Annotated in this window: 21 protein-coding genes, 1 tRNA gene and 1 pseudogene; 11 read left to right on the top strand and 12 right to left on the bottom strand. The window is 53.2% G+C overall.

Annotation, left to right across the window (positions count from 1 at the left end; genetic code table 11):
- Window positions 1–73: 73 nt before the first annotated feature.
- Window positions 74–781, top strand: coding sequence for a hypothetical protein (locus tag BMX58_RS05020; protein ID WP_068622716.1), 708 nt, complete (start codon window positions 74–76; stop codon window positions 779–781).
- A 118-nt stretch (window positions 782–899) separates the two neighbouring features.
- Entirely contained in the window at window positions 900–2093 is a 1194-nt protein-coding gene (locus BMX58_RS05015; protein WP_068622717.1) for a glycoside hydrolase family 16 protein, read from the top strand.
- Window positions 2094–2264: 171 nt separating this feature from the next.
- Here BMX58_RS05015 and BMX58_RS05010 read toward each other — a convergent pair whose 3' ends face one another.
- The 5 genes and pseudogenes from BMX58_RS05010 to BMX58_RS04995 all read right to left on the bottom strand — a co-directional run bounded on the left by BMX58_RS05010 (window position 2265) and on the right by BMX58_RS04995 (window position 6928).
- On the bottom strand, window positions 2265–4319 hold the full coding sequence (locus tag BMX58_RS05010) for an ABC transporter ATP-binding protein/permease (protein WP_068622718.1): 2055 nt from the start codon (window positions 4317–4319) through the stop codon (window positions 2265–2267).
- 92 nt (window positions 4320–4411) lie between these two features.
- Window positions 4412–5065, bottom strand: a complete 654-nt coding sequence (locus tag BMX58_RS05005; RefSeq protein ID WP_068622719.1) for a TetR/AcrR family transcriptional regulator — start codon at window positions 5063–5065, stop codon at window positions 4412–4414.
- A gap of 314 nt (window positions 5066–5379) precedes the next feature.
- Window positions 5380–5475 (bottom strand): annotated as a pseudogene (locus tag BMX58_RS15110) (ABC transporter permease); the annotation flags it as partial.
- A 61-nt stretch (window positions 5476–5536) separates the two neighbouring features.
- On the bottom strand, window positions 5537–6124 hold the full coding sequence (locus BMX58_RS05000) for an AEC family transporter (RefSeq protein ID WP_068622720.1): 588 nt from the start codon (window positions 6122–6124) through the stop codon (window positions 5537–5539).
- Window positions 6125–6154: 30 nt separating this feature from the next.
- Window positions 6155–6928: a sulfite exporter TauE/SafE family protein gene (locus BMX58_RS04995; RefSeq protein WP_068622721.1), complete on the bottom strand. Its 774-nt coding sequence runs from the start codon at window positions 6926–6928 to the stop codon at window positions 6155–6157.
- 278 nt (window positions 6929–7206) lie between these two features.
- On the opposite strand from BMX58_RS04995, the gene BMX58_RS04990 reads away from it, so the two are divergent.
- From BMX58_RS04990 to BMX58_RS04970, 5 genes are all read left to right on the top strand, one after another.
- A complete protein-coding gene (locus BMX58_RS04990; protein WP_068622722.1) occupies window positions 7207–7926 on the top strand; it encodes a hypothetical protein in 720 nt (239 codons plus the stop codon).
- A gap of 218 nt (window positions 7927–8144) precedes the next feature.
- Window positions 8145–9335, top strand: a complete 1191-nt coding sequence (locus BMX58_RS04985; protein ID WP_068622723.1) for a family 16 glycosylhydrolase — start codon at window positions 8145–8147, stop codon at window positions 9333–9335.
- A 218-nt stretch (window positions 9336–9553) separates the two neighbouring features.
- Complete coding sequence (locus tag BMX58_RS04980) at window positions 9554–11062, top strand: DUF1538 domain-containing protein (RefSeq protein WP_068622724.1); 1509 nt, start codon at window positions 9554–9556, stop codon at window positions 11060–11062.
- Window positions 11063–11340: 278 nt separating this feature from the next.
- Window positions 11341–11661 (top strand): type II toxin-antitoxin system Phd/YefM family antitoxin, encoded by a 321-nt coding sequence (locus BMX58_RS04975; protein WP_068622725.1) that lies wholly within the window; start codon window positions 11341–11343, stop codon window positions 11659–11661.
- 3 nt (window positions 11662–11664) lie between these two features.
- Complete coding sequence (locus BMX58_RS04970; protein ID WP_068622726.1) at window positions 11665–11967, top strand: type II toxin-antitoxin system RelE family toxin; 303 nt, start codon at window positions 11665–11667, stop codon at window positions 11965–11967.
- Window positions 11968–12363: 396 nt separating this feature from the next.
- Here the strand turns inward: BMX58_RS04970 and BMX58_RS04965 are convergent, their stop codons facing one another.
- A complete protein-coding gene (locus BMX58_RS04965) occupies window positions 12364–13434 on the bottom strand; it encodes a YeiH family protein (RefSeq protein WP_068622727.1) in 1071 nt (356 codons plus the stop codon).
- Window positions 13435–13546: 112 nt separating this feature from the next.
- Here BMX58_RS04965 and BMX58_RS04960 point away from each other — a divergent pair, with 112 nt between their 5' ends.
- Window positions 13547–14419, top strand: a complete 873-nt coding sequence (locus BMX58_RS04960; protein ID WP_068622728.1) for a LysR substrate-binding domain-containing protein — start codon at window positions 13547–13549, stop codon at window positions 14417–14419.
- A 226-nt stretch (window positions 14420–14645) separates the two neighbouring features.
- Window positions 14646–15677, top strand: a complete 1032-nt coding sequence (locus tag BMX58_RS04955) for a GMP reductase (RefSeq protein WP_068622729.1) — start codon at window positions 14646–14648, stop codon at window positions 15675–15677.
- Window positions 15678–17078: 1401 nt separating this feature from the next.
- Here the strand turns inward: BMX58_RS04955 and BMX58_RS14635 are convergent.
- Window positions 17079–17240, bottom strand: a complete 162-nt coding sequence (locus tag BMX58_RS14635) for a hypothetical protein (RefSeq protein WP_157077224.1) — start codon at window positions 17238–17240, stop codon at window positions 17079–17081.
- A gap of 112 nt (window positions 17241–17352) precedes the next feature.
- On the opposite strand from BMX58_RS14635, the gene BMX58_RS04950 reads away from it, so the two are divergent.
- Both BMX58_RS04950 and BMX58_RS04945 read left to right on the top strand, forming a co-directional pair.
- Entirely contained in the window at window positions 17353–18258 is a 906-nt protein-coding gene (locus BMX58_RS04950) for a helix-turn-helix domain-containing protein (RefSeq protein ID WP_068622730.1), read from the top strand.
- Between the two features lie 225 nt (window positions 18259–18483).
- Window positions 18484–19059: an NADPH-dependent F420 reductase gene (locus BMX58_RS04945; RefSeq protein WP_068622731.1), complete on the top strand. Its 576-nt coding sequence runs from the start codon at window positions 18484–18486 to the stop codon at window positions 19057–19059.
- Between the two features lie 268 nt (window positions 19060–19327).
- On the opposite strand, the gene BMX58_RS04940 is transcribed toward BMX58_RS04945, so the two are convergent.
- From BMX58_RS04940 to BMX58_RS04920, 5 genes are all read right to left on the bottom strand, one after another.
- A tRNA-Arg gene (locus BMX58_RS04940) sits at window positions 19328–19400 on the bottom strand.
- A 239-nt stretch (window positions 19401–19639) separates the two neighbouring features.
- The gene (locus tag BMX58_RS04935) at window positions 19640–19903 is read right to left on the bottom strand and encodes a hypothetical protein (protein ID WP_068622732.1); all 264 of its coding nucleotides are present in this window, start codon (window positions 19901–19903) and stop codon (window positions 19640–19642) included.
- Window positions 19904–21077: 1174 nt separating this feature from the next.
- Entirely contained in the window at window positions 21078–22322 is a 1245-nt protein-coding gene (locus tag BMX58_RS04930; protein WP_068622733.1) for an aminopeptidase, read from the bottom strand.
- A gap of 1254 nt (window positions 22323–23576) precedes the next feature.
- Window positions 23577–24482, bottom strand: coding sequence for a hypothetical protein (locus BMX58_RS04925; RefSeq protein WP_068622734.1), 906 nt, complete (start codon window positions 24480–24482; stop codon window positions 23577–23579).
- Between the two features lie 83 nt (window positions 24483–24565).
- The gene (locus tag BMX58_RS04920; RefSeq protein ID WP_068622735.1) at window positions 24566–25015 is read right to left on the bottom strand and encodes a flavodoxin; all 450 of its coding nucleotides are present in this window, start codon (window positions 25013–25015) and stop codon (window positions 24566–24568) included.
- Between the last annotated feature and the right edge of the window lie 991 nt (window positions 25016–26006).

The following is a 26006-nucleotide window of genomic DNA, read 5'->3' as shown; positions in this document are numbered from 1 at the left end:
AATGAACACAAGGAAACAAAAGCCAGAACAACCGGATGAACCTTTTGCTTTGCCTAAGGAGGTTTTTGGAAAAATGAGAAGAATAGCTTTGATAGGGACATTGACGGCAATCGCCGTATTTTTGGCCGCCTGCGGACAGGACGGGGCCGCATCGGACGAATCAAGCAGCATCGCGGCCAGCAGTCAAATCGAAGTGGTCGAGTCAATCGCGGGAAGCTCCAGCGAAGCATCTGCAGAAACCGAATCGAGCATAGACAGCACCCGTCTGGCGGAGCCGTATTTCGCGATTTTTGCGGGCAGACAGTATGTGGCGCAATACAATTACCGCCAATTCACCAGCGAGGCGCTCGAGGACCGCGCGCTGACGGTCGCCGTCTCTGGCGCTGACCAGGCAATCCGCGTCAGCGGAGAGGGGACGGACACTACTTCGCTAATTTTGGACGGGCAAGCCTACGAAATCGATAACCTGAACCGGACGATCGATCGGAACGAAAACGCCGATCCCGCCGAAACACCGGAAGATGCCGGCATCATCGCAGCCCCGCCGTTCAAGGACATCGGCAGCACCTATGTCGGCACCTGGGAAGAACTGGGTTTCACCTACGAGGAATACTACGCCGCCAACGGTGACCGGATGTTCTATTATTTCGAAGGCACAGCTTTGAAACGGATCCGCTCGGCTTCCGGGGAAAATGAATTCATTCTGGACGTCATCGAAATCAGCGACAAGGCTGCACCGGAACTGATTGCACTGCCTGAAGACTACGAATGGCTGCCTTAAGAACAAATGCCGCCACTGAACCCTGTCCTCCGGCGGGGAAACCATTAACCGGAGAATAGCCCAACAATCGCGGTCCAACTCCGGTCAGCCCCAAGCCCACGAGAGAAGATGAATCCGAATGAAGAAACACATAAAAATAATCATCATCGCCTTGCTGGCCTTCGCCGCTCTCTTTTTCTGGCTCCGCCAGTCGGATCCCGCATTTCTGCGCGGGTGGCAAGCGAACGGGGATGAAACAGAAGCGATACCGGCCTACAACGGCGATTACCGGCTCATCTTCGAGGAGAATTTCGATGAGGAGCCGCTCAATCCGGCTGTCTGGAACGACCAGTATTTGGCTTCCTGGACGCCGACTCCGGAAACGGCGGAGGCCGTCTACGAAGTGGCGGACGGCAACCTGAACCTGATCATCGATGAGGAAACGCAGCCGTGGAACCCGCTGTTCGACGGGACTGTGCGGACATCCAGCGTGATGACCGGCAACCGGACCGGGCTGCACGAATTCAAGCCCGGGCTGAGCGTCCAGAACGAAATCCCGACTTTCATGGGCTTCATTTCGCAGTACGGCGTTTTTGAAATCCGTGCGAAGATGATGAACAGCCTCGGCAACATGTGTGCCTGGTGGTTCGTCGGTATCCAGGACACACCAGAGCAGGATATCGAGCTCGACGTTTTCGAAAATTCCCTGAATTTCGGCAATGCCATCACGGCTTCGCTATATGCGCACCGCGATCCGAACGCGGTTGAGCAGCATTTCGTCTTTGATGTGGGTGATGCCGATTTGAGCAATGAATTCCATATCTACACGTTCGAATGGACTCCGGAAGGCTTTGTCTTTTATTTCGATGATGAGCTGATCGGGACTTTCCAAGCCGAGGTCGCCTATCCGATGCTTTCGATCCTGTCCGCCTACGAAGGGCAGGAGAATTGGTGGGTGGGCCCTTTCGATCCGGCCGCGCCATATCCGAAAGTGTTCCAGATCGACTACATGAAAGTCTGGAAAAAAGTGCCTGAAGATCAGGAACAGGTCGCAACACTCAAAGTCGTTTCCCAGGATGAAGCGGTCTTCCGGCTGCAAAAGGGCGGCTATACCATCACTGACGGCCGGATCGACGGCATGCCGTCCTACGTCACGCTCCGTTACAACGACGGCACCGATACGCAACAATGGGTCCAATGGGAAAAGCTCGGTCCATTGCAAACGGCACAGCTGAAGCTTTTCGGCCACAGCTGGATCAAAGGGGAAATCATCGGCGTTCCCGCCTCCATCCTGCAGGCGCGCGCAGCGACACTGCAGATCGTAGTCGACTGAATGATTACCGAAAACCGCAAAACACGCGACAGAACGCGTATCTGTCGGGCTTCAGCCCAGGAAGGCATCCCAAATGCCCGACAAAGCTCACCGGCACTCCGGCACCAAACCAAAAAAAGCAGCCCAGCACCGGAATCAAATCCGGCAGCGGGGCTGCTTTTGCAATTCTATCTAGTCGTGCCGCAACGCTTCGATCGGATCTAGCTTGGCGGCTTTGTTGGCTGGGAAGACGCCGGCGATGACGCTGATGATGACGCTCGCCAGGATTCCCAACAGAGCGTAAGTCGGCGTCATGTGCAGGATGGTCGTCCCGAAGATGCGTTCGACCGCGACATTGCCGATCGCTGAAAGCAGGGCGGCGATGCCGACACCAAGCACCCCGCTGAACAAGCCGATCAGGAACGATTCGGAGACGAAGATGCGGCGGATATCTTTGTTGCGCCCGCCGATCGCTTTGATGACGCCGATTTCCTGGGTCCGCTCGACGACACTGATGTAAAGCACCGTCAGGATCATGATGGCCGACACGAACAAGGAAATGCCCGCCACACCAGCCAGGATATAGGTGAAGATATCCAGCATTTTCGTGAACGTTTTAGCCAGCGTATCGGTGGAGGACCCCGCATAACCCAAACCGCTGATCGCGTCCTTGATCTCCTGGGAGTTGCTCGTTTCATCCGCGAAAAGATACACGACATTCGGTTCCACAGTCAGGCCGTTCGCGATGTTCATGTCCGCGAACGTGTCCATAGTCATGAAGACCGAATCGAACGCGCCCGCAGGACCAATTGCGTTGCCGGCCGTGTAGATCCCGCTGACCGTGTAGGTGCCGTTCAGCGCATTGCCGTTGACGGAAAGCTTGACCTCGACATCTTCGCCGATCATCGCTTCCGCGTCCCCAGCCATATTTTCAGCCATCTCCTCCGTGATCAGCACCTCGCCCTGTTCCGGAAACGCCCCGTGCAGAATGTTCGAGTCGGTCATATTTTCCGAAGTTGTCCCGAAATTCATGAACGGGTAATTCTCGCCTTCGTAAACGACCATATCGCTGCCCATCGAGAAGGACGCATACGCCAATTCGAGCTTTTCCACATGCGGAATGGCTTCGAGTTCAGCGATATTTTCCTCTTCAAAAGGGATGTTCTTCGAGAGTTGCGCAGCCGGATTGTTGGCCGCCAGATTGCCGCCGATTCCGCCACCGCCCATGCCGGTTTGTTGGGCAGGGACCGCTTCGGCGACGGCAACCGTCTCGCTGACTGCATCCGGATCGGACTGGGTGTCCTCGGTCATCCGCGCTTCACTGATGATCGGATTGACGTTTTCGTTCATCGTGTCGGTCAGGTAGTCGTTGACGCCTTTGCCGAGCGCCAGCATCAGGATGATGCTCATGATGCCGATGCTGCCGCCCAACGCAATCAGGATGTTGCGGCTCAATTTTTCGCGCATGTTCAGCAGAGCCATGCGGATGGCCGCGAAGAAACTCAGATTTTTGTTTTCCTGGCGCGCCTTCAACTCTAAAGCATTATCGTGCAGCTGCAGCGGTTCACGTTTTTCGTCCTTGATGATTTTGCCGTCGTCGATCGTCACGACGCGAGTCGAACGCGAAGCCACGCGCTCCGAGTGGGTGACCATGATGACCAGTTTGCCGGTCTTGGCGATATCCTGGATGATGTCCAGCACCTGGTCGCTTGTCTGCGAATCAAGTGCGCCGGTCGGTTCATCGGCGATGATGATGTCCGGATCATTGACGAGCGCCCGCGCAATCGCCACCCGCTGCTTTTGACCGCCGGATAATTGGTTCGGTTTCTTTTTGTAATGATCCTTCAGGCCGAGCTGTTCCAGCACTTCTTTGGCGCGCGCTTTGCGGGTTTTGCCGTCGACATTCGAGAGCGTCATCGCCAAAGTGACGTTGTCCAGGATCGAAAGGTGAGGGACGAGGTTGAAACTCTGGAAAATGAAACCGATCTTCTCTTTGTGATAAGCGACCATTTCCTTTTCCTTGAATTGGCCGATGTTCTGGCCATCCACCACGATTTCGCCTTCGAATTGCGAATCCAAGCCGCCCAACAAGTTCATCAGCGTCGATTTGCCGCTGCCGGACTCGCCGATGATCGAGACCAATTCGCCCTTGTCGAAGGATAACTGGATGTCCTTCAATGCGTGGAAACGTTCGCTGTCGGTGATCGGATAATATTTGTTCAAATGGTTAACTTCCAAAAATGCCATTTGTCTGTTCCTCCTCTTTGGATAAAAGTGATTAATCACTCACTTTTTGATGTGGACTCAGTATAGCCCTTCAACAAAGCGATTGTCAAGAGCTAATCTGGGCGAAGTCCTTTTTCGAGGAAACGGATCAGGTGGCCGATGTCTTTTTTCGTATCATTCGCGGAAGCAAGCTGCATCGAACAGGCGATGACGTAACCAGCGACAGTGCTGAGGATCAGGCGGATGATCTCTTCATTCGGCCAATCCAAAATGTCGCCTTTATTTTTGAAGTTATCCAGGAGTGTATGGATTTTCCTAAGGGATTCGACAGGCAGCAGCGACAGCAGGTTGGCGCGCATCTCTTCCTGATACAGATATTCCGTCATGAATATTTTCCAGATTTTCATCGAGTTGTTGGCAAAATCGATACGTTCCGGCAAAACGAGCCGCAAAAAATCCGCGAAAGACAGCGCGGCCAATTTCGCTTCATCCTGAAGAATCGCAGCCGGGAGTGCCTGCTCGAGCGAGCTGCCGAGGATCGGCAACAGGCTGGCGTACAACAGATTCTCCTTTGATCCGAAATGCTTGAAAAGCGTTCCTTCCGCCACTTGCGCCAGGCGGGCGATATCCTTCGTCGAGGTATTCGAGTAGCCCTTTTCGGAAAACAGGACCAGGCTGGCGTGCAGGATGTCCTGCATTTTAGGCGTCAACTTTTCATTGTGCTGGATCCTGTGCCTAAACAGTTCAAAAATTTCATCCAATTCCATTTTGCCCCTTTCATGCGATAGTCCTCCCCATCTTACGCGGAACCGCGCGAACAAGCAAGCGAACGGATACCGAAAACCGCAAAACACCAGACAGAACGCACATCTGTCGGGAAGAACCGCCCGGCCCGGAAAAGATGGATATCAGCGATTTATCCATCTTTTTGCCCCCCGACGACCGCCCAAAAAGATGAATAACGGCGAGGAATCCATCCTGACGGGGCACCAGCCCGCCGGCCACAAAGACCCAAAACCGCAAAACAGCCATCCGACCTCGATTTTTTGAGGTTTGATGGCTGTTTTTAACGTTCATAAGTCTAGTCGTGCCGCAATGCTTCGATTGGATCGAGCTTGGCGGCTTTGTTGGCCGGAGTTTCCCCGCCAAAACCGGCGTGGCGGGGAGAAACGGCCAGTCGCGGCCCAAAATAAACCGCCAAAGCCTTTTCGGCGGGGAAACCCCGCTCATTCAGGCCGTCACAGCAGCACCGTCATCAGGATGATGAACGTCACGATGGATAAAATGACGTTCAGCGAAAGGAAATTCAGGATGAAGCTTTTGTCCGGGCAATCGCCTTCGATGAAGACCGGGATGATGAAAGTGGGCGGGCAGATGAACATGGTGTAGACGGCCATCTGGAACAGCCGATCCAAGCCAAGCAGTCTGTCGATGACAAAAGTGTTCAGCAGGTAGGCGAACAGCAGCATCATCGCAATCCTGAGCAATACCGCCGGCAGCGGAACCAAAAGCTGTTTCAGATCGAAATGGAGTTCGTAGCCAATCACCAGCAGAATGAGCGGCAAAGTGATGTCCGCGAGCATTCCCGCGGTAGTCAGCAAAGCGGAGGTCAGCGGGTTCGTGTGGAAAAACGTTCGGCCGCCGAGCATGGAAATCAGAATTCCCAAGAACATGGTGATCAGGAAAGGCGATTTGACGATATGTTTGATCTGATCCTTCAGGCTCATCCTTTTTCTGCCGGTTTGGTTGCAGCCGACCTTATCCAAAAACGTCGCGAGCACGATGACGGGAAAGACCTTCAAAGCAATTACCAAGATGTCATTCATGAAACATTCCCCCCTAAACTAATCGTATTTTCAGATCAGTCCGACAGCGAGCAAAATACCGATCAAGGCAAGCATAACGCCGACGATGAGCTGCACTGCGCGCAACGTCACTTTTTTCAGAAGCTTGGAGCCGACGAATGCACCCGCAAAAGCGGCAGCGATGGCAGCGGCGACCAGCGCCCAGTCGGCATTCTTGCCGATGGTGCCCAGATGGCCCGCATACACAGACAGCCGGGTAAGGTCAATCAAGAAGGCAGCGACGACGCCGGTCGCGATGAAGGCTTCCTTCTCAAGGCCCGCTTTGCTCAAGAAAGCGGAGCGGAGGGCGCCCTGATGCCCGGACAGGCCGCCGAAGAAACCGCTGACGGCGCCTCCCAAAGGCAACCATTTCTTAGCGAACGCCATCTTTTCAAAGCGAGGGAGCAACTCAAGCAATGCAAAACCGACCATCAGCAGTCCGATGACGAGCTTGACTGGCGTAACCTGGAATTCCCTTTGGCCGAGGGTATAGCTTGCGAACGCCGGCAATCCGGAAAAATAGTTCAGCAGCCAAGCGCCTGCGAAAGCCGTGGCGATGCCGGGCAGGGCGAATTTCAGCAGCACCTCCTTATCGGCTTTCCGGCCGACAAGAGCCAGTTTGAAGGCGTTGTTCGCGAGATGGACGACCGCCGTCATGGCAATCGCCGCTTCCAACGGGAAAAACAGTGCGAAGGCGGGCATCAGCAGGGTGCTCAGCCCAAAGCCCGAGAAAAGGGTCAAAAAAGATGCGCCAAGGGCAACAAGGCAGACGATCACGTACATCATTTTTTTCACAACCTTTGCTTGATGGCATACGAAAAACACCAGGATAATTGAGCAGGGACAGCGCGAGACAATTTGTTCATTCACTCCTATTGTGCGCCCAATGGAGCAGCAGATGCAAATAATAGGACGCGGATCGGGCACCTGCATTCGCCACCTTTAGCGAGGCGGAGTGCTTTCCATAGTGGCGACAATGATTCAGGGAGTATAATGTACACAAGGAAACCAAAGTCAGGAAAACGGAACAAAAATTTTTGCTTTGCGTAAGGAGGTTTTGGAAAATGAAAAGAAGAACAGCTTTAACAGGCATGCTGACGGCGATCGCATTATTTTCAGCCGCCTGCGGGTTGGACGGTGGAGCTGCATCGGACGAAGCAAGCAGTGTCGCCGCAAGCAGCCAAAGCGAAGTGGTCGGATCAATCGCGGGAAGCGACGGCGCCGCCCAAACGTCATCCGCAAACGAATCGAGCATCGAGGAAGCCCATTTGGCCGAGCCCTATTTCGCGATATTTGCGGGTAGACAATACGTGGCGCAGTACCATTTCCTTGAATTCACAGGTGAGCAGCTGGAGGACCGGGAGATGACGGTCGCCCTAGATGGCGCGGATCAGGCCGTCCGCATCAGCGGCGAGGGAACGGACACGACTTATCTCACTTTGGATGGACTGGCTTACGTTGTCGATCATCTGAACCGGACGATCGCGCGGAACGAAGGCGCGGATCCGGCTGAAGCAGCGGAAGACGACGGCATCATCGCAGCGCCGCCGTTCAACGACAGCGGCAGCACCTATGTGGGCAAATGGGAGGACCAGGGCCTCGTCTACGAGGAATATTATGCCGCGAACGGCGACCGGATGTTTTATTATTTCGAAGGCGACATCCTGAAACAGATCTGCTCGGCTTCCGGCGAGAATGAATTCATCCTCGATGTGATCGAAATAAGCGACACGGCCGCACCGGAACAGATCGGGCTGCCCGAAGACTACGAATGGTTGCCATAAGAACACGTGGCGCCGACGAATCCCGTCCTCCGGCGAGATTGCTCTTAACCGGAGGACAGCCCAACGATCGCGGCCCAACTCCGGCGAGCACGGCCTCGCCGGAGCTGGGCCATCCAAAACAGACCCCACCTCCGGTCAGCAAAGCTTCACCGGAGGAAATGCCGTGGTACCCGCAGCCAACTCCGTCAGCCCAAACCCACGAGAGAAGATGAATCCTGATGAAGAAACAAATCAAACCGCTCCTCACCGTTGCTGTGATTGCGGCGCTCTTTTTTTGGCTCCACCAGTCGGATTACGCATTTTTGCGCGCGTGGCAGGCGAATGGGGATGAAACAGAAATGATACCGGTCTACAACGGCGACTATCGGCTCATTTTCGAAGAAAACTTCGACGATGATCCGCTCGATCCAACCATCTGGAACGACCAGTATCTGGCTTCCTGGACGCCGGATCCGGAAGCAGCCCGCGCCGTCTACGAAGTGGCGGACGGCAATCTGAATCTGATCCTCACCGAGGATACGCAGCCGTGGAATCCCGAATTCGACGGTACCGTCCGCACATCCAGCGTGATGACCGGCAACCGGACCGGCCTGCACGAATTCCGCGAAGGCCTGGAAGTCCGCAACGACATCGAACCCTTCATGGGCTTCATTTCGCAATACGGCGTTTTCGAAATCCGGGCGAAAATGATGAACAGCCTCGGCAATATGGCCGCCTGGTGGCTCGTCGGGATCCAGGACACGCCGGAACAGGATGTGGAAGTGGATGTCTTCGAGAATGCCCTCAATTTCGGCAACGTCGTCACGGCATCGTTGTACGCGCACCGGGATCCGGCAGCGCGGGAGCAGCATTTCGTCTTTGATGTCGGCGATGCCGATCTGAGCAATGAATTCCATCTTTATACGTTCGAATGGACTCCGGCAGGCTTCGTCTTCTATTTCGACGACGAAGAGATCGGGACGTTCCAAGCCGAGGTCGCCTATCCGATGATCTCCATCCTGTCAGCCTACGAAGGGCGGGAAAATTGGTGGGTCGGTCCCTTCGATCCGGCCGCGCCCTATCCGAAAGTGTTCCAGATCGATTACATGAAAGTCTGGAAAAAGGTGCCGGAAGATTTCGAACAAGTCGACAAACTGAAAATCGTCTCCCAGGATGAAGCGACATTCACGCTGCCAGCCGGACAATATGCCGTTGAACACGGCCAGCTTGTCGGCTTCCCGTCCTATGTCACGCTCCGCTACAATGACGGGACCGATACGCAGCAATGGGTCAAATGGGAGGAACTGACGCCTGCGATTTTGAAAAAACTGGAGCAACCCGGTACTTTCAAATTGAAAGGCGAAATCATCGGTGTACCCTCTGCCATCCTGGGAACCCGAAAAGCAATCTTGCAAATCGTCGTCAACTGAAAGGAAACCGAAAACCGCAAAACACCCTACAGTCGGCACCTTCGTCGGGCGCAATTCCAGGGCGGTGTTCCCCGCACCCGACAGACTGCACCTCAGGCGGGGGAACCCGCCTCCAAAACCCAGCACAATCCCTCCGATTATTCACGCACCGCCTTTTCGGTTATAATGGAAGCAAGATAACCACCTCGAACGCCATGCCAAGAAAGGCGGTGCCTCCGATGAAACTGTTCCTGTCAAAAGTCCGCGAAGTGCTGCAGGCGGTCCTGCCCATCATCGCGATTGTCCTTTTGCTGCATGCCACTTTGACACCGCTGACCGCTTTGCAACTCGGGCGCTTTCTCCTTGGCGCCATCTGCATCACCGCCGGACTATCGATTTTCCTGCACGGCATCGACTTCAGCGTCAGCATGATCGGCAAGGCGATGGGCCGGACCTTCTCCAAAACCGCCAACTGCATGATCCTGGCCGGAGCTGGTCTGGCGCTCGGTTTCATTATTTCCATCGCCGAGCCCGACCTGCACATCCTGGCGGGGCAGGTCGAACGCCTGACGGCAGGCAGCGTCGCGAAATGGCCCATCATCCTTGTCGTTTCGCTCGGCATCGCCGCACTGTTGGCGCTCGGCCTGATCCGGATCGTCCGCAACATCGTCCTCCACAAACTGCTGATCGGTCTGTATGCCATCGTGTTCCTGCTCGCCCTGAACGCCTCCGATGAGTTTCTGGCCATCGCTTTCGATGCATCCGGCGCGACGACCGGCGCCATGACGGTCCCGTTCATCATGTCGATTGCGCTCGGCGTCACACTTCTGCGCAAGGACAACCTCGCCGCCAACACTGAAGGCTTCGGGCTGATCGGCATCGTTTCGGTCGGCCCGATCATCGCCATCCTCCTGATGGACCTCTTCACGGCCGGAAACATCACCCCGCCGGCATCGCCGGTCGATACCCTGGAAACCACCAGCCTGCTGGCGCCGTTCTTTGAAAAAATCCCGATCGTGGCCGAAGAAGTCTTGTTCGCGATGCTGCCGATCACGCTGATTTTCCTGCTGATGCAGCGCTACTCCTTCCGCCTCTCGCGCCGCAACGTCTCGTGGATCCTCTACGGACTGCTGTTGACCTACATCGGACTGACCCTGTTCCTCCTCGGAGCCCAAGCCGGCTTCATGGATGTCGGCCGGACAATCGGTTTCCGCGTCGCATCTTTGGAAAACAAGCAATACTTGCTTGCGATCGGCTTTGTGCTGGGATTTGTGACCGTCGTAGCGGAACCGGCTGTCCATGTCCTGACGCACCAAATCGAGGATATCACCAAGGGTGCAGTCAACCGCAATGCCGTTAAGACTGTGCTCTCAATCGGCATCGGCATAGCGATCACCCTTGCTATGTTGCGCATTCTCTTTCCGGCCATCCATCTATGGTATATCCTCCTGCCGGGTTACCTTATCGCGCTGACGCTGACCTATTTTGTACCGAAAATGTTCGTCGGCATGGCTTTCGATTCCGGCGGCGTCGCCTCCGGACCGATGACCGCTACCTTCATCCTCTCCCTCATCCAAGGCGCCGCCAGCGCGATGCCCGGCGACAACCTCATCTCGGCCAGCTTCGGCATGATCGCCCTCGTCGCCATGACCCCGATCATCGCCGTCCAGATTTTGGGGCTCGTGTATAAGATGAGGGCGAAGGAAACAATGGATACAGAATTTAAAAATAAAACTGAAAAAGAATAGCGAGGGGATCCCGATGAAGAAGTGCGGAATGTTAAAGCTGAAGAAGAACTTGTCGTGGAGGAGGACGACGGGTGGGAATAACCGAATACGGTTTGTGTATGACGGTTGAACGAAGAACGGAGGATACCGAAGAGCCGCCGCCTGGCTGTACGCGCATCGTAATCAGCATCTATTCCTTTAAATTAATAACCATTTTTTTATATTAAAGGTATCGTAAAAAGACTTTTAAAAGTTTTTGGGATGATGTATAATTGGGATAAAGTAAGGAGATGATAGTAATGAGCTTTAAAATTCTTGATGTCCCAACTACTTCCATATCTGAAGTGAAAAAATCCCCAACCATCATATTTAAAAAAGCCGAAAAAGAAAACACTCCGGTCTACGTTTTTAATCGTGGAGATGTTGCTGGGGTTATGCTTACGCAGGAACAGTACGAATCTTTGACAAACGAAATCGAAGTATTGCATGAGCAAGTAATGGACTTAGTAGTAGCACAGCGTTTAGCTATCAAAGATTTGGAACTATTTTCTGATGAAGAAGTCCGTGGCACTAACGCCGATCAGTTTCTGACCATAGATGAGAATGACGGGTGGGAGTAGTTTGTGCATAAGATAGAATGGACGGCGTTATCTAAACAAGATTATAATTCTCTGGATGGAAGTCAGAAAATTTTCGTGGACAAAGCTATTGTTAGGATTAAAGAATCCGGCATGCAAGCAGGACAGGCATTGCATGGTTCACTGAGCGAGTGCAGGAAGTTGAAAAACAAAAAGATGGGGCTTCGAATCGTATTTCGCGAGGCAAATGGCAAAATCGAGGTTATCCAAATAGTCGCAATCGGCAAACGCGACAACAAAGAGGTTTATAAAACAGCAGAAAATAGAATCAAACCTGACCAAGGGTGAATGTAAAAACATATACATATGCTCGGTTGATACGAAATAGACGTGATAGCGTAGATATGTCGTACAAATACACAAAACTCCCGAGAATAACATATAGGCTTTTCAAATATACAAAAACCAGGCAGCCGCCTCTCCAAAGATGGATGAGTCGGCTGTCTTTTTTAGTCTGCACAGCGCTGAGAAGCACCTAAGTCGACTGAACGGAGAATGAAAACTAAAGAAGAGTCGACGTTTTTGTGGTATGTCGACTAAACGAAAATCGAAAAATACCAAAGAGCCAACGAACCGCGATTATGTCGGCTGAACGCAGGAGCGAAGATACCGAAGAGCCAACGAAAGCCCTAATTTATGACAAAAAAAGCATCAGCTCCGTCAGGAACTGATGCTTTTGAACATTTATCCGAAAAACACCCGAATCAGCGCAATAGCCATAACGACCTGCGCAGCACCAACAGTCAGCCCGTAAAGCATGGCTTTGGGGCCTTCTTTGATGATGTCGGCAAATTTGACGCGCATGCCGATTGCGGCGAGGGCGGCGACTTCGAATTGGGTGCTGAGGGCTTTGGATGCGACGAGGACGCTATCAGGGACGCCGATGAAGCTGCGGATGAGGAAGAAGACGACGAATCCGGTCAGGAACCAAGGAACGCCGTAGGAGACGGCGGCCGGGCTGGCGGACGCTTCCGCTCCGATGACAGGATCAGCAGCATACCCCGCGCGTTTTTTGCGCGTGAACAAAGCTTCTCCTTCATTCATGTTCATGCGCCCGTACAATACGGCGACGCCGATGATCAGCAGCACGCGCATGAGCTTGAAGACGGTCGCCAGGGTGACGACTTCGTCATTGACGAGTTTGGCGGAGGCGACGACTTGGCCGATGGATTGGACGGTGCCGCCGATCAAAGCAGATGTCCGCAACGTGTCGTTGCCGTACAGCACTGCCCCCAGAATCGGCAGCAGGATCATCAGCGAGGTCCCTGACAGGTTGACGATCGTGATCGAGATGCCTTTGTCTTTGTTGTCGGCCTGGACGATCGGCGCGACGGTGCCGATGGCGGAGGAGCCGCAGACTGCGTTGCCGGCGCCCATCAGCAGCGCGAAGCGTTTGCCGAATCCGAAGACTTTGCCCAACCGGTAGGTGACGAAAATCGTCAGCGCCATCTGCAGGATGATGAAGACGAAACCCTTGAGGCCGGCCGATTTCAGCACTTGGAAATCGAGGATCAGCCCATTCAGGACGATGGCGTATTCAAGCAGCCGTTTTTCGGAGAATTTGGTGCCTTGGCCCAATTCCGGCCGGTCCAGGAGCGTGTTGCCGAGCAGCATGCCCAACAGGATGGCGATCAGCGCTGCGCCCAGCGTCGGCAGGAAGCGCGCCACCCATTGGCTGACGACCGAGATGAGGATGCTGGCGGCGAGGCCGGGCAGGGCGCCGTCGAGTTCCTTGTTGATTGCGTTCAATTTCATGAAGAATACCCCCTATTGATGCTTGCATTCATTATTTTACCCGACTTTTTGCATAAATAAAAATAATGATTTATTATGCAGGTATAAGTAAAAATTATTGGAGGTGCTACGCATGCTGGATTACCGCTACAAAACGTTCCTCACGCTGATCGAGGAGGGTAGCTACACGAAAGCCGCCAAGAAATTGAACATCACGCAACCGGCCGTCACCCAACACATCCAGCACCTGCAGGAGGAATTGGGCGTCCAGCTGTTCCGCTACGAAGGCAAGCAGCTGCTGGTCACCGAGAAGGGCCGCTACCTGGAGGAACAGTTGTCGCTGCTGAACCGCGATGTGCAAAGGATCCGCTCACAACTGCTGCAGCACGATGATGCCCCGACGCTGACATTCGGGGCCACACTGACGATCGGCGAGTACGTCATGCCGGGACTGATCGGGCGTTATCTCGAGCGGCATCCGCGCCATCACCTGTCGATGATCGTCGACAATACCGCCACACTGACAGGTATGATCCAGACGGGGAAAATCGACTTCGCGCTGATCGAAGGCGGCTTCAACCAGAGCCAATTCGGTTTCGGTAAGCTGTCCGACGAGCCTTTCATCGGCGTCTGTGCGGCCGCCAGCCCGTTGTGGCACAACGAACAGGATTTATCGGTGCTCTTCAGGGAGCATCTTTTCCTCCGCGAAGAAGGTTCCGGATCGCGGCGGATACTGGAAAAGGCGTTGCTCTCGGAGGGAGCGAGCCTCAGCAGCTTCGAACGGGCGACCGTCGTCGGCGGCATCGGCCCGATCAAGCAGTTGGTGGCGCAGAACCGGGGCATCGCCTTCCTCTACCGCATCTCGGTACATGCCGAACTGGAGGCAGGTACGCTGAAGGAAATTCCAATCCGGCGCTTCGCTGTAGCGCATCCGTTCCATGTCGTCCATCTGAAGGACTTACGCGATCGTGGGCCGCTCCAGGAATTGCTGTCTTTTTATCGCTGATGGGGAAGCACCGAACTGTACTGGGATGCGGGAGCTGTCAGCCTTTCGTGACGATCATAAGAAAATCAATCTTTTCATCAACAATTAATCTTTGACAAACTGTAAGCAGTAGTGTAACTTACTATAGGGACTTTACGATAGAAGACATTTTTTGCCTTCACGTCCGTGTCTGTGTAAAGCGATTCCCAAAAGGTATTGTGCACTAACAGAAAGAGGGAAATAGTAAATGAAAATTTTTGATTATGAAGATGTCCAACTGATTCCGAACAAGAGTGTTGTTCAAAGCCGTTCCGAATGCGACACGACTGTGGCATTGGGTGGCCGTACGTTCAAATTGCCGGTGGTTCCTGCGAATATGCAGACGATCCTGGATGAAGAATTGGCCGAGAAATTGGCGCGGGAAGGGTATTTCTACATCATGCACCGTTTTGATGAAGCGAGCCGTTTGCCGTTCATCCAACACATGCATGAAAAAGGTTTGTTTGCTTCCATCAGCTTGGGGATCAAAGAGGCTGAATTTGATTTTGTGAATGAATTAGTGGCTAAAAAGGCCATTCCTGAATATACAACAATCGACGTGGCGCATGGTCATTCCGATGAAGTCATCCGCATGATCAAACACGTCAAAGCAGTGATGCCGGAAACGTTCCTGATTGCCGGAAACGTGGGCACTCCTGAAGGCGTCCGTGAATTGGAAAATGCTGGAGCCGATGCTACGAAAGTAGGAATCGGGCCTGGTAAAGTCTGCACGACGAAGATAAAGACCGGTTTCGGTACGGGCGGCTGGCAGTTGGCTGCGGTCAGCTGGTGCGCAAAAGCTGCCAGCAAACCGATCATCGCTGACGGTGGCGTCCGCACAAACGGCGACATCGCGAAATCGATCCGTTTCGGCGCGACGATGGTCATGATCGGCTCCTTGTTGGCCGGACACGACGAATCACCGGGCGAAACGAAGGAAATCAACGGCCGTCTCTACAAAGAGTACTTCGGCAGCGCGTCCGAATACCAAAAAGGCCAACGCAAAAACGTCGAAGGCAAGAAGATCCTGACGCCTTACCGCGGCACGATCGCCGACACCTTGAACGAAATGCGCGAAGATCTGCAGTCATCGATCTCATATGCAGGCGGAAAAGACATCACGGCGATCCGCAAGTGCGATTATGTCCTGGTTAAGAACTCGATCTACAACGGCGACAGCAACCAAAGCATCATCGAAGCCGGCCGCAGCTCATACGGCGAAGGCGACACGATTCTATAATAAGAATAGCGGAACGGGTTCGCTCAATGTCATTAACTTTAAGCGACTTGACAACTGAAAAAAAAAAACGAGGATGCAAACTGCATTCTCGTTTTTTTTGACTGCGGGGCCGAGATTGTCTGATGCCGCTCAAGTATTCGACGATTCCAGTGCGATGCGGAAGCAAATTGCCGAATGTTTCTTGACATTCGACAATTTCGGCCCGATGCGGAGGCAAATAATCGAATGTTCCTCAGCTATTCGATTATTTCGAAGGGCTAACCCGTGCAGCTGGCCATCATTCGAGAAGTGGAATGTTTTATCGAGAAAAACAAACAAAAGTAGGCCCTCAACGGCACCCGATAACTATCGGAAACCGCTGCGGGTTGCTTTTTTAGCGAAATCAGCAGAAAATATCACCCGGAATTGGTTGCGCTTTCAAAACAGGATTCGATTAGTGGCTAACCAGACAAGAATTTTCTGGGAGAGGCACTCATAAGAATATTAAGTATATATTGCTTCAGGAACAATAGTTTGACATTCCTGGATATATGAACGTATTTTTGAAGATGCTGTATAAAGTTTGTGCACTAATTCCCAAAAATGCAAGCAAGATGGCGATAAAAATGCAGTCATCACGCAAAATACAATATTGTATTTTTTCTCGCGCGAATATAAGGAAGTTGAGCTTCCTTCAGTCATTCGGATAATATTCTGGTTGGTGTTTTCCTAACTATGCAGTAAGTAAATTTGATAAACTAATCAAATTTTGTTGCCACAGCAATGTTTAGTTTTGCTTGTTATTTCATAGTGTTCAATATTGGCTGAAATTTCGTTGTTTTTTGGACATTAAAAAACAAATAGAAAAGATCGCGTAGTGGTGCTATACTTACCTTAGTAAGAGAGCTCTTACTTTTGGAAACAACTTTTGTTTGAATCGCAATGGTACAACGTCAATTGTACAACATATTTTAAGCAATCGCTGGAGGTAGGTTTATATCAACCGATCACTAAAGGAGCAGCCTGAAGTTTCTTTTCTGTCTATCCAGTAGACGAAAGCCTCCCCGCAGTACCCCATCCCGTTTTAATAATTGATCGCAATACATACTTCACCTTTTTGAATGAACGAATATGAATTCCTCGCTACACTTTGTAGGTTTGAGCTGATGGGCTTAGCGGAAAAGACGCTGAAGGAATTAAACAGCTGCGAACAGTCTGGGGCCGGAGTCCGAATCCGGCCCCAGACTGTTTTACCCGTAGTTACTATATTTTATGGGTTTGCCGGAAAAATAAGTGGATAAATCAACTGCTTTAGGCAGTAGGCAGGTTAGGACACGCGTCCTGACCTGCTTTTCCTTTTTCCGGATAGACCTGTGCCGCCTGTATTGGATCTGTAAGTAAAAGTTTGTTGAATAACTTTACTTATCCGATAAACCAAATCATATTAGTGGAATATTTTGTTGGTGCTTTTGCTACTTGTTCATGTTGAACATCTTTATTGGCATCAGCAGTTGCTTCCTTTACAATAGAACCAGTACTACCGATAATTCCTAAAACCAAGGACAAAACAATAAATTTTTTCATGACAGCTACCCCGTTTCTACAAAATATTTTCTTTCATAGTCACATTATAAATGAGAAAAATGCATTTTGAATCAATTAGTCGTATAATACTATTAAAAAGGAAGGTGAAGGTATGGCGAAAGACTTTGGAGATGTTTTTAAAGAGATTAGGATAGATAGGGGTTATTCTCAAAAGTATGTCGCAGAAGGCATCATGGGGCAATCTGCGTACTCTAAAGTAGAAAGAAATGAAATAGAACCAACTTTTCGAAAATGGTTGTTGATCCTTGAGAAACTTAATGTATCAGTAGAAGAGTTCCAGTACATATTGAATAAACAAAATTTAACCGAAAAAGAAAAACTCATCAATGAATTTTTCTCGTTGAATTATAATCACCCTGATAATTTGGAATTGCTTAAAGATGAGCTGGTTGCCTACTTAACAGTCGATGAAGACTACTTGTTGAGAGATATTTTCTACGCATGCGAAAGTTTGATTGCTTTAAATACGAATCAAAGCGTAGAAAAAGCACAATCATTTGCAAAAAAAATTTGGGAGCGTTTGGAGAAATTTGATAAATGGTATTTACTGGATATCCGATTGATAAACACCATTTTGTTCATTTTCCCGATTGATGTAGCCGTCAACATTGGTGAAAGAGCGACGAAACAATTAATCCCTTATAATAATCTGAAGGAAGCTGATATTCTATTAATCAATATAGAAGTTAATTTATCTGTTTTGCTGATCGATGAGCAAAAATATCTTGAAGCTCTTTCCTACTTGGAAAACGTGATTCCCTTATGTAAGAAATATCAAAAATATAATCAACTGGCGATTGCCTATTCCAGAAAAGGGATAATCCTGCAAAAAACAGGAAAAATTGATGAAGGCTCCGAGCATATAGCGAAGGCATACTCTATATTAAACGCGATCGAAGATACAAAACTGATAGATGATTTAGATAAAGAACTTTCGTATTATTTGGATATGGGATTCAAACGTCCATTACAGCTAGAAATTTCGCGGCAGGATTAAGGTGTTCCGCCATAGCAAATCAAATAGAGGTTACAACATCTTCTCAGAAAGAACAAAAAATTCGGCTATCCAGATCAAATGGATAGCTGTATTTTTTTGCCCAATCCGCCAACTGTAGCAAGAGCAAAAATTTTCTTTCCTTTAGGCAAATGGCTATAATGGGTTTGTAAGTGTATATAAAAAGTCAGTGCGCAGCGATTGGTTACACAAGAGGAGGAATGAACAATGGCAAGTATCACTATTTTTGGCAAAGGCAGCATGGGAAGTGCCATCGGGAGTAATTTTGAGGCCGCCGGGAATGAAGTGGCGTACCTCACAAAAGATATGCCTGTGGAGCAACTGGGTGAAATCGTGGTTTTGTCGGTTCCGTATCCGGCTATTGCCGGCATCCTGGCTGCCCATCGCGACCTGTTCGCCGGGAAAATCGTCATCGACATCACCAATCCCTTGAATTTTGAGACATTCGACAGCCTGGTCGTGCCGCCGGACAGTTCAGCTGCTGCGGAAATCGCCAAGGAAATTCCGGACGCATCCGTCATAAAAGCCTTCAACACGACTTTCGCCGCCACGCTGGCCACCAAAAAAGTGGCGGGTGCCCACCCGACAACGGTGCTGCTTGCGTCCGATGACCAGGAAGCCAAGGACAAACTGATCGCCGCCTTGGAAGGCAGCGGACTGGCATTCATCGACGCCGGCTCGCTGAAACGCGCCCGCGAACTTGAAGCGATGGGCTTCCTGCAGATTACGCTGGCCGCTGCCGACAAGATCAGCTGGACGGGCGGCTTCGGCATCTTCAAGTAAACATTGATCCAACATCTGTAATATACGCAAAAAAATCGGAGATTCCGCGAAGAATCTCCGATTTTTTATTTTTTAGTGGCGTCGGCCAAACGCAAACTGAAGGACGCCGAAAAGTCGACGCCGACCGCACCAGTCGGCGATCCGTAAGGAAAAGTATGCTCAACTTCCGACGACTACTCTGAATCGAAAAAAGGATCAACGCCAAAACAAACAGAACTTCCGACAACATAATGAAATTGTCGGAAGTTCGATTGTTTTATTCATTTTACGGCCCTAAGAAGAATTGAACTTCCGACACCTCGTTTAGGAAACGAGTGCTCTATCCGCTGAGCTATAGGACCAACAGAACACTATCCATTGTATCACTTAATGCGTGCAATTTCCACACCCATTTTGAAAAAATTTCCCGAGCTGCCGCAGAATACAAAAAGGGCGGCCAACCAGCCGCCCTCCGAAACGTGTTCTGACTCCCAGAAATCTGTGCCTAAGCTGACTAACACACACGGACAAAAAGCGTCCGCTTAGTGTTAGTCCCCTTAGTGCTCAATTTCTATCCGGGATTTATCACACTCTAACCTCTTTATTCCTCCAACGCCTCGATCCGCGCTTCCAAATCGGAGATGGTATCCCTCAACTCAGCGACCTCCGCATGCAGACTCTCGATGTCGGCCGGCCTGACCTCGCCATCCGTCGTCCCGCTCAGCTGCTGAAAGAGCAGGGTGAGCCCGAAAATCAACACAATGGCCCCGAAAATATACAGCCAACTCATACTGGACGGCTTCTCCGGCTCCACCGCATGCGAAACCTCCTCGAGCTGCTCCAACGTTTTCTTCCGATCGATCACGGTAAACACCCTGCTTTCATAAAACTGTCTGGTTCCCTACCCACATTATAGCCCACCCCCTTTTGAAACGAAAGCAATGTGCCGGACCGCTAGAAAAACTTAAGAAAGCGTTTTTAGAAGTGTGCGCCATTACCTCCGGTGAATGGATCCTCACCGGAGTAGCGGTTGCCGGTAATAATCTTTCCTCCAACGAAGGAATGCTGGCCGGAGCTGGTTGCGGGCGCGGAGGCTGTCCTCCGACGGACCGACGCTCGCCGGAGGAGGGAACATCGAACACGCGCCAGCTCCTGCGAAGCCGGTCACCGCCGTAGAACAGATCGAGGCGCCGGGTCCTCCGGCGAAAGGGCCGCTCACCGGAGTACCGGTTGCCGGTAATCGTCCTACCTCCTGCGAGCGAATGCTGGCCGGAGCTGGGTGCGGGACCGCAGTCTGTCCTCCGACGTACCAACTCTCGCCGGAGGAGGGAACGTCGTGTACTCGCCAGCTCCTGCGAACCCGGTCACCGCCGGAGAACAGGTCGAGGCGCCATTACCTCCGGTGAACGGGCCCTCACCGGAGTAGGGGTTGCCGGTAATTGTCCTTCCTCCTGTGGGTGAATGCTGACCGGAGCTGGGATAGCGGCCGATGCCTGTCCTCCGACGTACCAACTCTCGCCGGAGGAGGGAACACCATCCGCTCGCCAGCTCCTGCGAGGTGGGTTCCCGCCGGAGAACAGGTCGAGGCGCCATTACCTCCGGTGAACGGGCCCTCACCGGAGTAGGGGTTGCCGGTAATTGTCCTAGCTCCTGTGAGCGAATGCTGGCCGGAGCTGAGCACGTGAGCGGAGGCTGTCCTCCGGCGGACCGACGCTCGCCGGAGGAGAGAATATCCTGCGCTCGCCAGCTCCGGCGAGGCAGGTTCCCGCCGGAGAACAGGTCGAGGCGCCATTACCTCCGGTGAATGGGTCCTCACCGGAGTAGCGGTTGCCGGTAATTGTCTTTCCTCCGACGAAGGAATGCTGGCCGGAGCTGGAAAAGCGGCCGACGCCTGTCCTCCGACGAACCAACGCTCACCGGAGGAGGCAGCCATCCCCCGCTCGCCAGCTCCCGCGAAGGGCGGCCTGCAACCGCCCCCGAAACCACAAACAACACAAAGAGCCTCCCGTCGCCGGGAGGCCCCACAAAAATACATTACCTTAAAACGCCCAATCCCCGTTGCGGAAGATCGGCATAACCGATCCGTCCTTGCGGATCCCGTCGATGTTCATATCCGCGGACCCGATCATGAAGTCCACGTGCGTCGTCGAGCGGTTCAAACCGGCCGCAGCCAGCTCTTCCTGCGTCATTTCCGTGCCGCCGACCACACTCGAAGCGTAAGCCGAACCCAGCGCCAGGTGGTTCGAGGCATTCTCGTCGAACAGTGTGTTGAAGAAGACGATGCCCGATTGCGAAATCGGCGACGGATCCGGAACCAGGGCGACTTCGCCGAGGCTACGGCCGCCGTCGTTTTCTTCGACCAGACGCTTGATTGTGTCTTCGCCTTTTTCCGCAGTCACTTCGGTCACTTGGCCGTTCTCGAAGTGGAACGTCATCCCGTCAATGATGTTGCCGGCGTAGCTCAGCGGTTTTGTCGATTTAACGATGCCGTCGATGCGGCGGAAATCAGGCGCGCTGAAAACTTCTTCGGTCGGCATGTTGGCGATGAACTTCTCGTTCTGCGCATTCACGCTGCCGGCGCTTTCCCAGACGTGGTTAGCAGGCATGCCGATCGCCAAATCGGTTCCGTTTGCGGCTGTATAATGCAGTGCGTCGAATTGTTCCGCGTTCAGCACGTCGGCTTTCGACAACAGGCGCGCTTCATGCGCATCCCAGGCAGCAACCGGGTCGGCTTCGTAGACACGGCAAGTCTTGAAGATTTCGTTCCACAAGGCATCGACCTGTTCCTCTTCCGTCGCCAAATCCGGGAAGACTTTCACCGCCCATTTCGCGCCAGCCGCGGCAGCCACGGTCCAGCTCACTTTGTTGGCTTGGGTCGCGATGCGTTGCGCTTCGAAAGCGACATTGTTGGCTTTTTGCACAGCGGCCAGCTTTTTGCCGTCGACGCCGTTCAGCGCGTCCGGATCGGCCGAGCGCACCGAAAGGCGGCTGGCTTTCTTTTCGATCATGTCGAGGCTTTCATCAACCTTGTAAGCCGGAACGTTCGTCATTCGTTCTTCGGACGTGTGCAGGTAGGTTTCGCGGGTGACGAAATCGTCGGTCCACTTGACGATGACCTCCTCGGCGCCCAAATCGTACGCTTCCTTCGTCAGCAGCCGCGCGAACGGTGCCTGCTCGACGTCGATGTTGATGACGATCGTGTGGCCTTTCTGGACGTTGATCCCCTTCGAAACCAACAGTTTGGCGTATTTTTGCAGATTTTCCTCGAAATTCGGTAATACCATTATTTTCACTCCCATATTCTAAAACGTACTGGCACTATCATAGCACAACTTACCACCAGAAAATAGATAAGTTTCCTTTATATTTGTGCGAAATTGACCCCAAAACGCAAAAAAACTCAGCCGAAGCTGAGCTTTGTCTATTTAACCTTGGGGGGATTAAACAGAAGCTGGAACCACAAGGGCTCCTGTAATTGATATAAAATCGATTACAATGACTATATTCGCATAAATACGCCGGAAATGCAATATCATTTTAAAAAATGAACAAATTTGTTGCGGAAATGGGTGGGTGCCCGTTACGCCGGAGCTGGAGCGCAGTCGGTGCTCCTAACTCCGACGAGACCCTCGTTAACCGGAGGAACCGCTGCCCCAAACCAACCCAGCTCCGGCCAACATTCGCCCACAGGAGGAAAGACCATTACCGGCAACCGCAACTCCGGTGAGAGGGCGTTCACCGGAGAAGAGCACCAGCTCCCATAAGGGTTGTCTTCGCCGGAGCAGGCGAGCGCACGACATCCCCACCTCCGACGAGCATTGGTTCGCCGGAGGACAGCATACGAATCCGCGCTCAGCTCCGGCCAACATTCGCCCACAGGAGGAAAACTGATACCGGAAAGCCCAACTCCGGTGAGAGAACATTCACCGGAGAAGAGCGCGCCCAGACCTGATTTCCGGCGGGGACCCGCTATGCCGGAGCAGGCGAGCGCAGGATATTCTCTCCTCCGACGAGCGTTGGTTCGCCGGAGGACAGCCTCCGCTCCCACGCCCACCTCCGGCTAACATTCGCCCACAGGAGGAGAGACTATTACTGGCAACCGCAACTCCGGTGAGAGGGCGTTCACCGGAGAAAAAGGCGCCTCGACCTGTTCTCCGGCGGGGACCCCCTTCGCCGGAGCAGGCGAATACACGATGTTTTCACCTCCGACGAGCGCTGGTTCGCGGGAGGACAGCATCCGCGGTCGCGCTCAGCTCCGGCCAGCATTCGCTTGCAGGAGGACAACCGATACCGGCAACCGCAACTCCGGTGAGAAGGGCGCTCACCGGAGGAGAGCACCAGCTCCGATGAGGTTTGCCTTCGCCGGAGCAGGCGAGCGCACGAAGTTACCACCTCCGACGACCCCTGGTTCGCCGGAGGACAGCATCCGTCCACGCGCCCAGCTCCGGCCGGCAGCCGGTAACCGGAGGAAATCCGGTCACCGGCACCCCAACTCCGGTGAACCCTCGGTCCATCGGAGCACACAAAAAGCGCCACCTCTAGGATGGCGCTACTGGGTCCTCTTCGTCTGCCAGTACACTCAGCGTCGTCTCCAGTTCGCGTTTCTTCTCGGCCAGGTTCTCCATGACGTCCTCGGTGCTGTCCTGGAGCTTCTTCAGGTTCTCGATGTTCTTTTCAATGATGGCTTTGGTGCCCCAGTCAGAGAAGAGGTTGTCGAAGAAGATGTCGAGCGCGCGCTGGGTGGAGGAGATGGTCTCGAGATCGCTTTCGAAGACGAAATCCAGGTCGCGTAGCTCACGGGCAAACGTGTAGACGGTCTGCTCGAGGTGCAAGAGCGAAGCTTCGGCGGCGTCGAGTTTGTCCTGCTTCAAAAAATCCAGGATCAGGCTGGTGTCGGTGATCAGGTCCCAGGTCGAAATCGCGTCGGCGGCATCGAGGCCGCTGATGATGTCCGAGAGGGATTCCAGCACCGCGATTCCGGCTTGCTCGGCCTCGTTCGTCTCGCGCCATTCGTGCTGCAGGGCGAGGATCTGCTGCTGGCGTTCGCTGATGACCTTGCCCATGTCCGGATGCTTGCGTAGCACGTCTTCTTTGATGTTGCGCAGGCGCAGCTTCTTCTCCTCGATGTCCGCCTCGATCTCCTTGACCCGGCGCGCGGCGGCGATCTTCATCGCGTAGGCCTTATCGAACTCGACCTTGGCGCCGACGATTTCGCGGTACTCCTTGTCGTAGCGGCGGTCGAAATTGCCGAACAGCTTCAGCAGCGTGTTCGAAAAACTGTCGTGCCGGAGCTTTTCGAGGTCGCGGTTCTCTTTTTCCAATGAGGCAATCGCCTTTTCCAAAGCTTCCTGATACTTGGCAAGATTTTCCTCGGCGCTGAACAGCTTGCGGGCCAGCGACCCCAGCTGGAGCATCAAAATTTCATATTCCATCCCGACATCCATCGGTATCCTCCTTTCTGTTGTAAAAAAGAAGAGCCAGATGCAGGTACTCCCGAATGCTAACTCTTCTTTATGTTTTTTTGATTTTATTTTTCCAGCGCCGCTACCATCGCTTCTGAGAACTTCTGCAGGTTGGCGATGTCTTCTTCTTCGGCGTTCAAGTCGATTTTGACATTTTCTGCGCCGATTGTTGCCCCGAACTTCTTGAATTGTTCCTCAAAATCATCCACCGCTTTGCAGTAGTATTCATAGAAGGTGTCGCCGGAGCCGACGACGCCGGCGATTTTGCCGCTGAAATCGACGTCTTCCATCTCCTCGTAGAAGTCCATGAATTCGTCGGGCAGGTCGCCGTCCGTGCCATAAGTGTAGGTGGCGATGATGTTCATGTCGTACTCCAAAAAGTCCTCAGGCGCGGCTTGCGAACATTCCTTGACTTCGACGTCGACTCCCAATGCTTCCAATTGGTCTGCGACGATGTCGGCGATTTCTTCGGTATTTCCGGTCAAACTTGCGTATACGATCAATGCTGATGCCATTGTATTTCCTTCTTTCTTTCGCGATTGCTTTCTAATCAAAGTATACCAAAGTTCCGCGTGGTTGGCATCTAATAATCGCAGAATTGAAAAGGGCGGAGGTTTCCAGGCCGCGCAGCTCCGACGAGCGCGGCCTTCGCCGGAGCTGGCGCGGGGAGGGGTATCGCCACCTCCGACGAGGCCTGGTTCGACGGAGGACAGCCTCCGACCGGGAGTCCAGCTCCGGCCAACATTCGTCCGCAGGAGGAGAGACTATTACCGGGAACCGCAACTCCGGTGAGAGGGCGTTCACCGGAGTAAGAGGCGCCATGACCCGATCACCGGCGGGAACCCCCACGCCGGAGCAGACGAGTGCACGACAGTCGCCACCTCCGACGAGGCCTGGTTCGCCGGAGGACAGCATCCACCCGCGCGTCCAGCTCCGGCCAACATTCGCTCCTCGGAGGAAGGACTATTACCGGGAACCGCAACTCCGGTGAGAGGGCGTTCACCGGAGGAAAAAGCACCATGACCTGTTCTCCGGCGGGAAGCCCCACGCCGGAGCAGACGAGTGCACGACAGCCGCCACCTCCGACGAGGCCTGGTTCGCCGGAGGACAGCCTCGGGATTCACGCCCAGCTCCGGCCAACATTCGCTTGCAGGAGGAAGGACTATTACCGGGAAGCGCAACTCCGGAGAGGGGGCGTTCACCGGAGGAAGTGGCGCCGCGACCTGAACGCCGGCGGGAACCCCCACGCCGGAGCTGGCGAGTGCACTACAGTCGCCACCTCCGCCGAGGCCTGGTTCGCCGGAGGACAGCATCCGCTCGCGCGCCCAGCTCCGGCCAACATTCGTTCACAGGAGGAAGGACTATTACCGGGAACCGCAACTCCGGTGAGACGGCGTTCACCGGAGGACGAGGCGCCGCGACCTGAACGCCGGCGGGAACCCCCACGCCGGAGCTGACACGAACGCGAAATCCTTACCTCCGATGAGGCTAGGTTCGACGGAGGAC

The sequence above is a fragment of the Trichococcus ilyis genome (assembly GCF_900109135.1).
Taxonomy (GTDB): Bacteria; Bacillota; Bacilli; order Lactobacillales; family Aerococcaceae; genus Trichococcus; species Trichococcus ilyis.
This window is presented reverse-complemented; position numbering and strand designations above follow the sequence as displayed.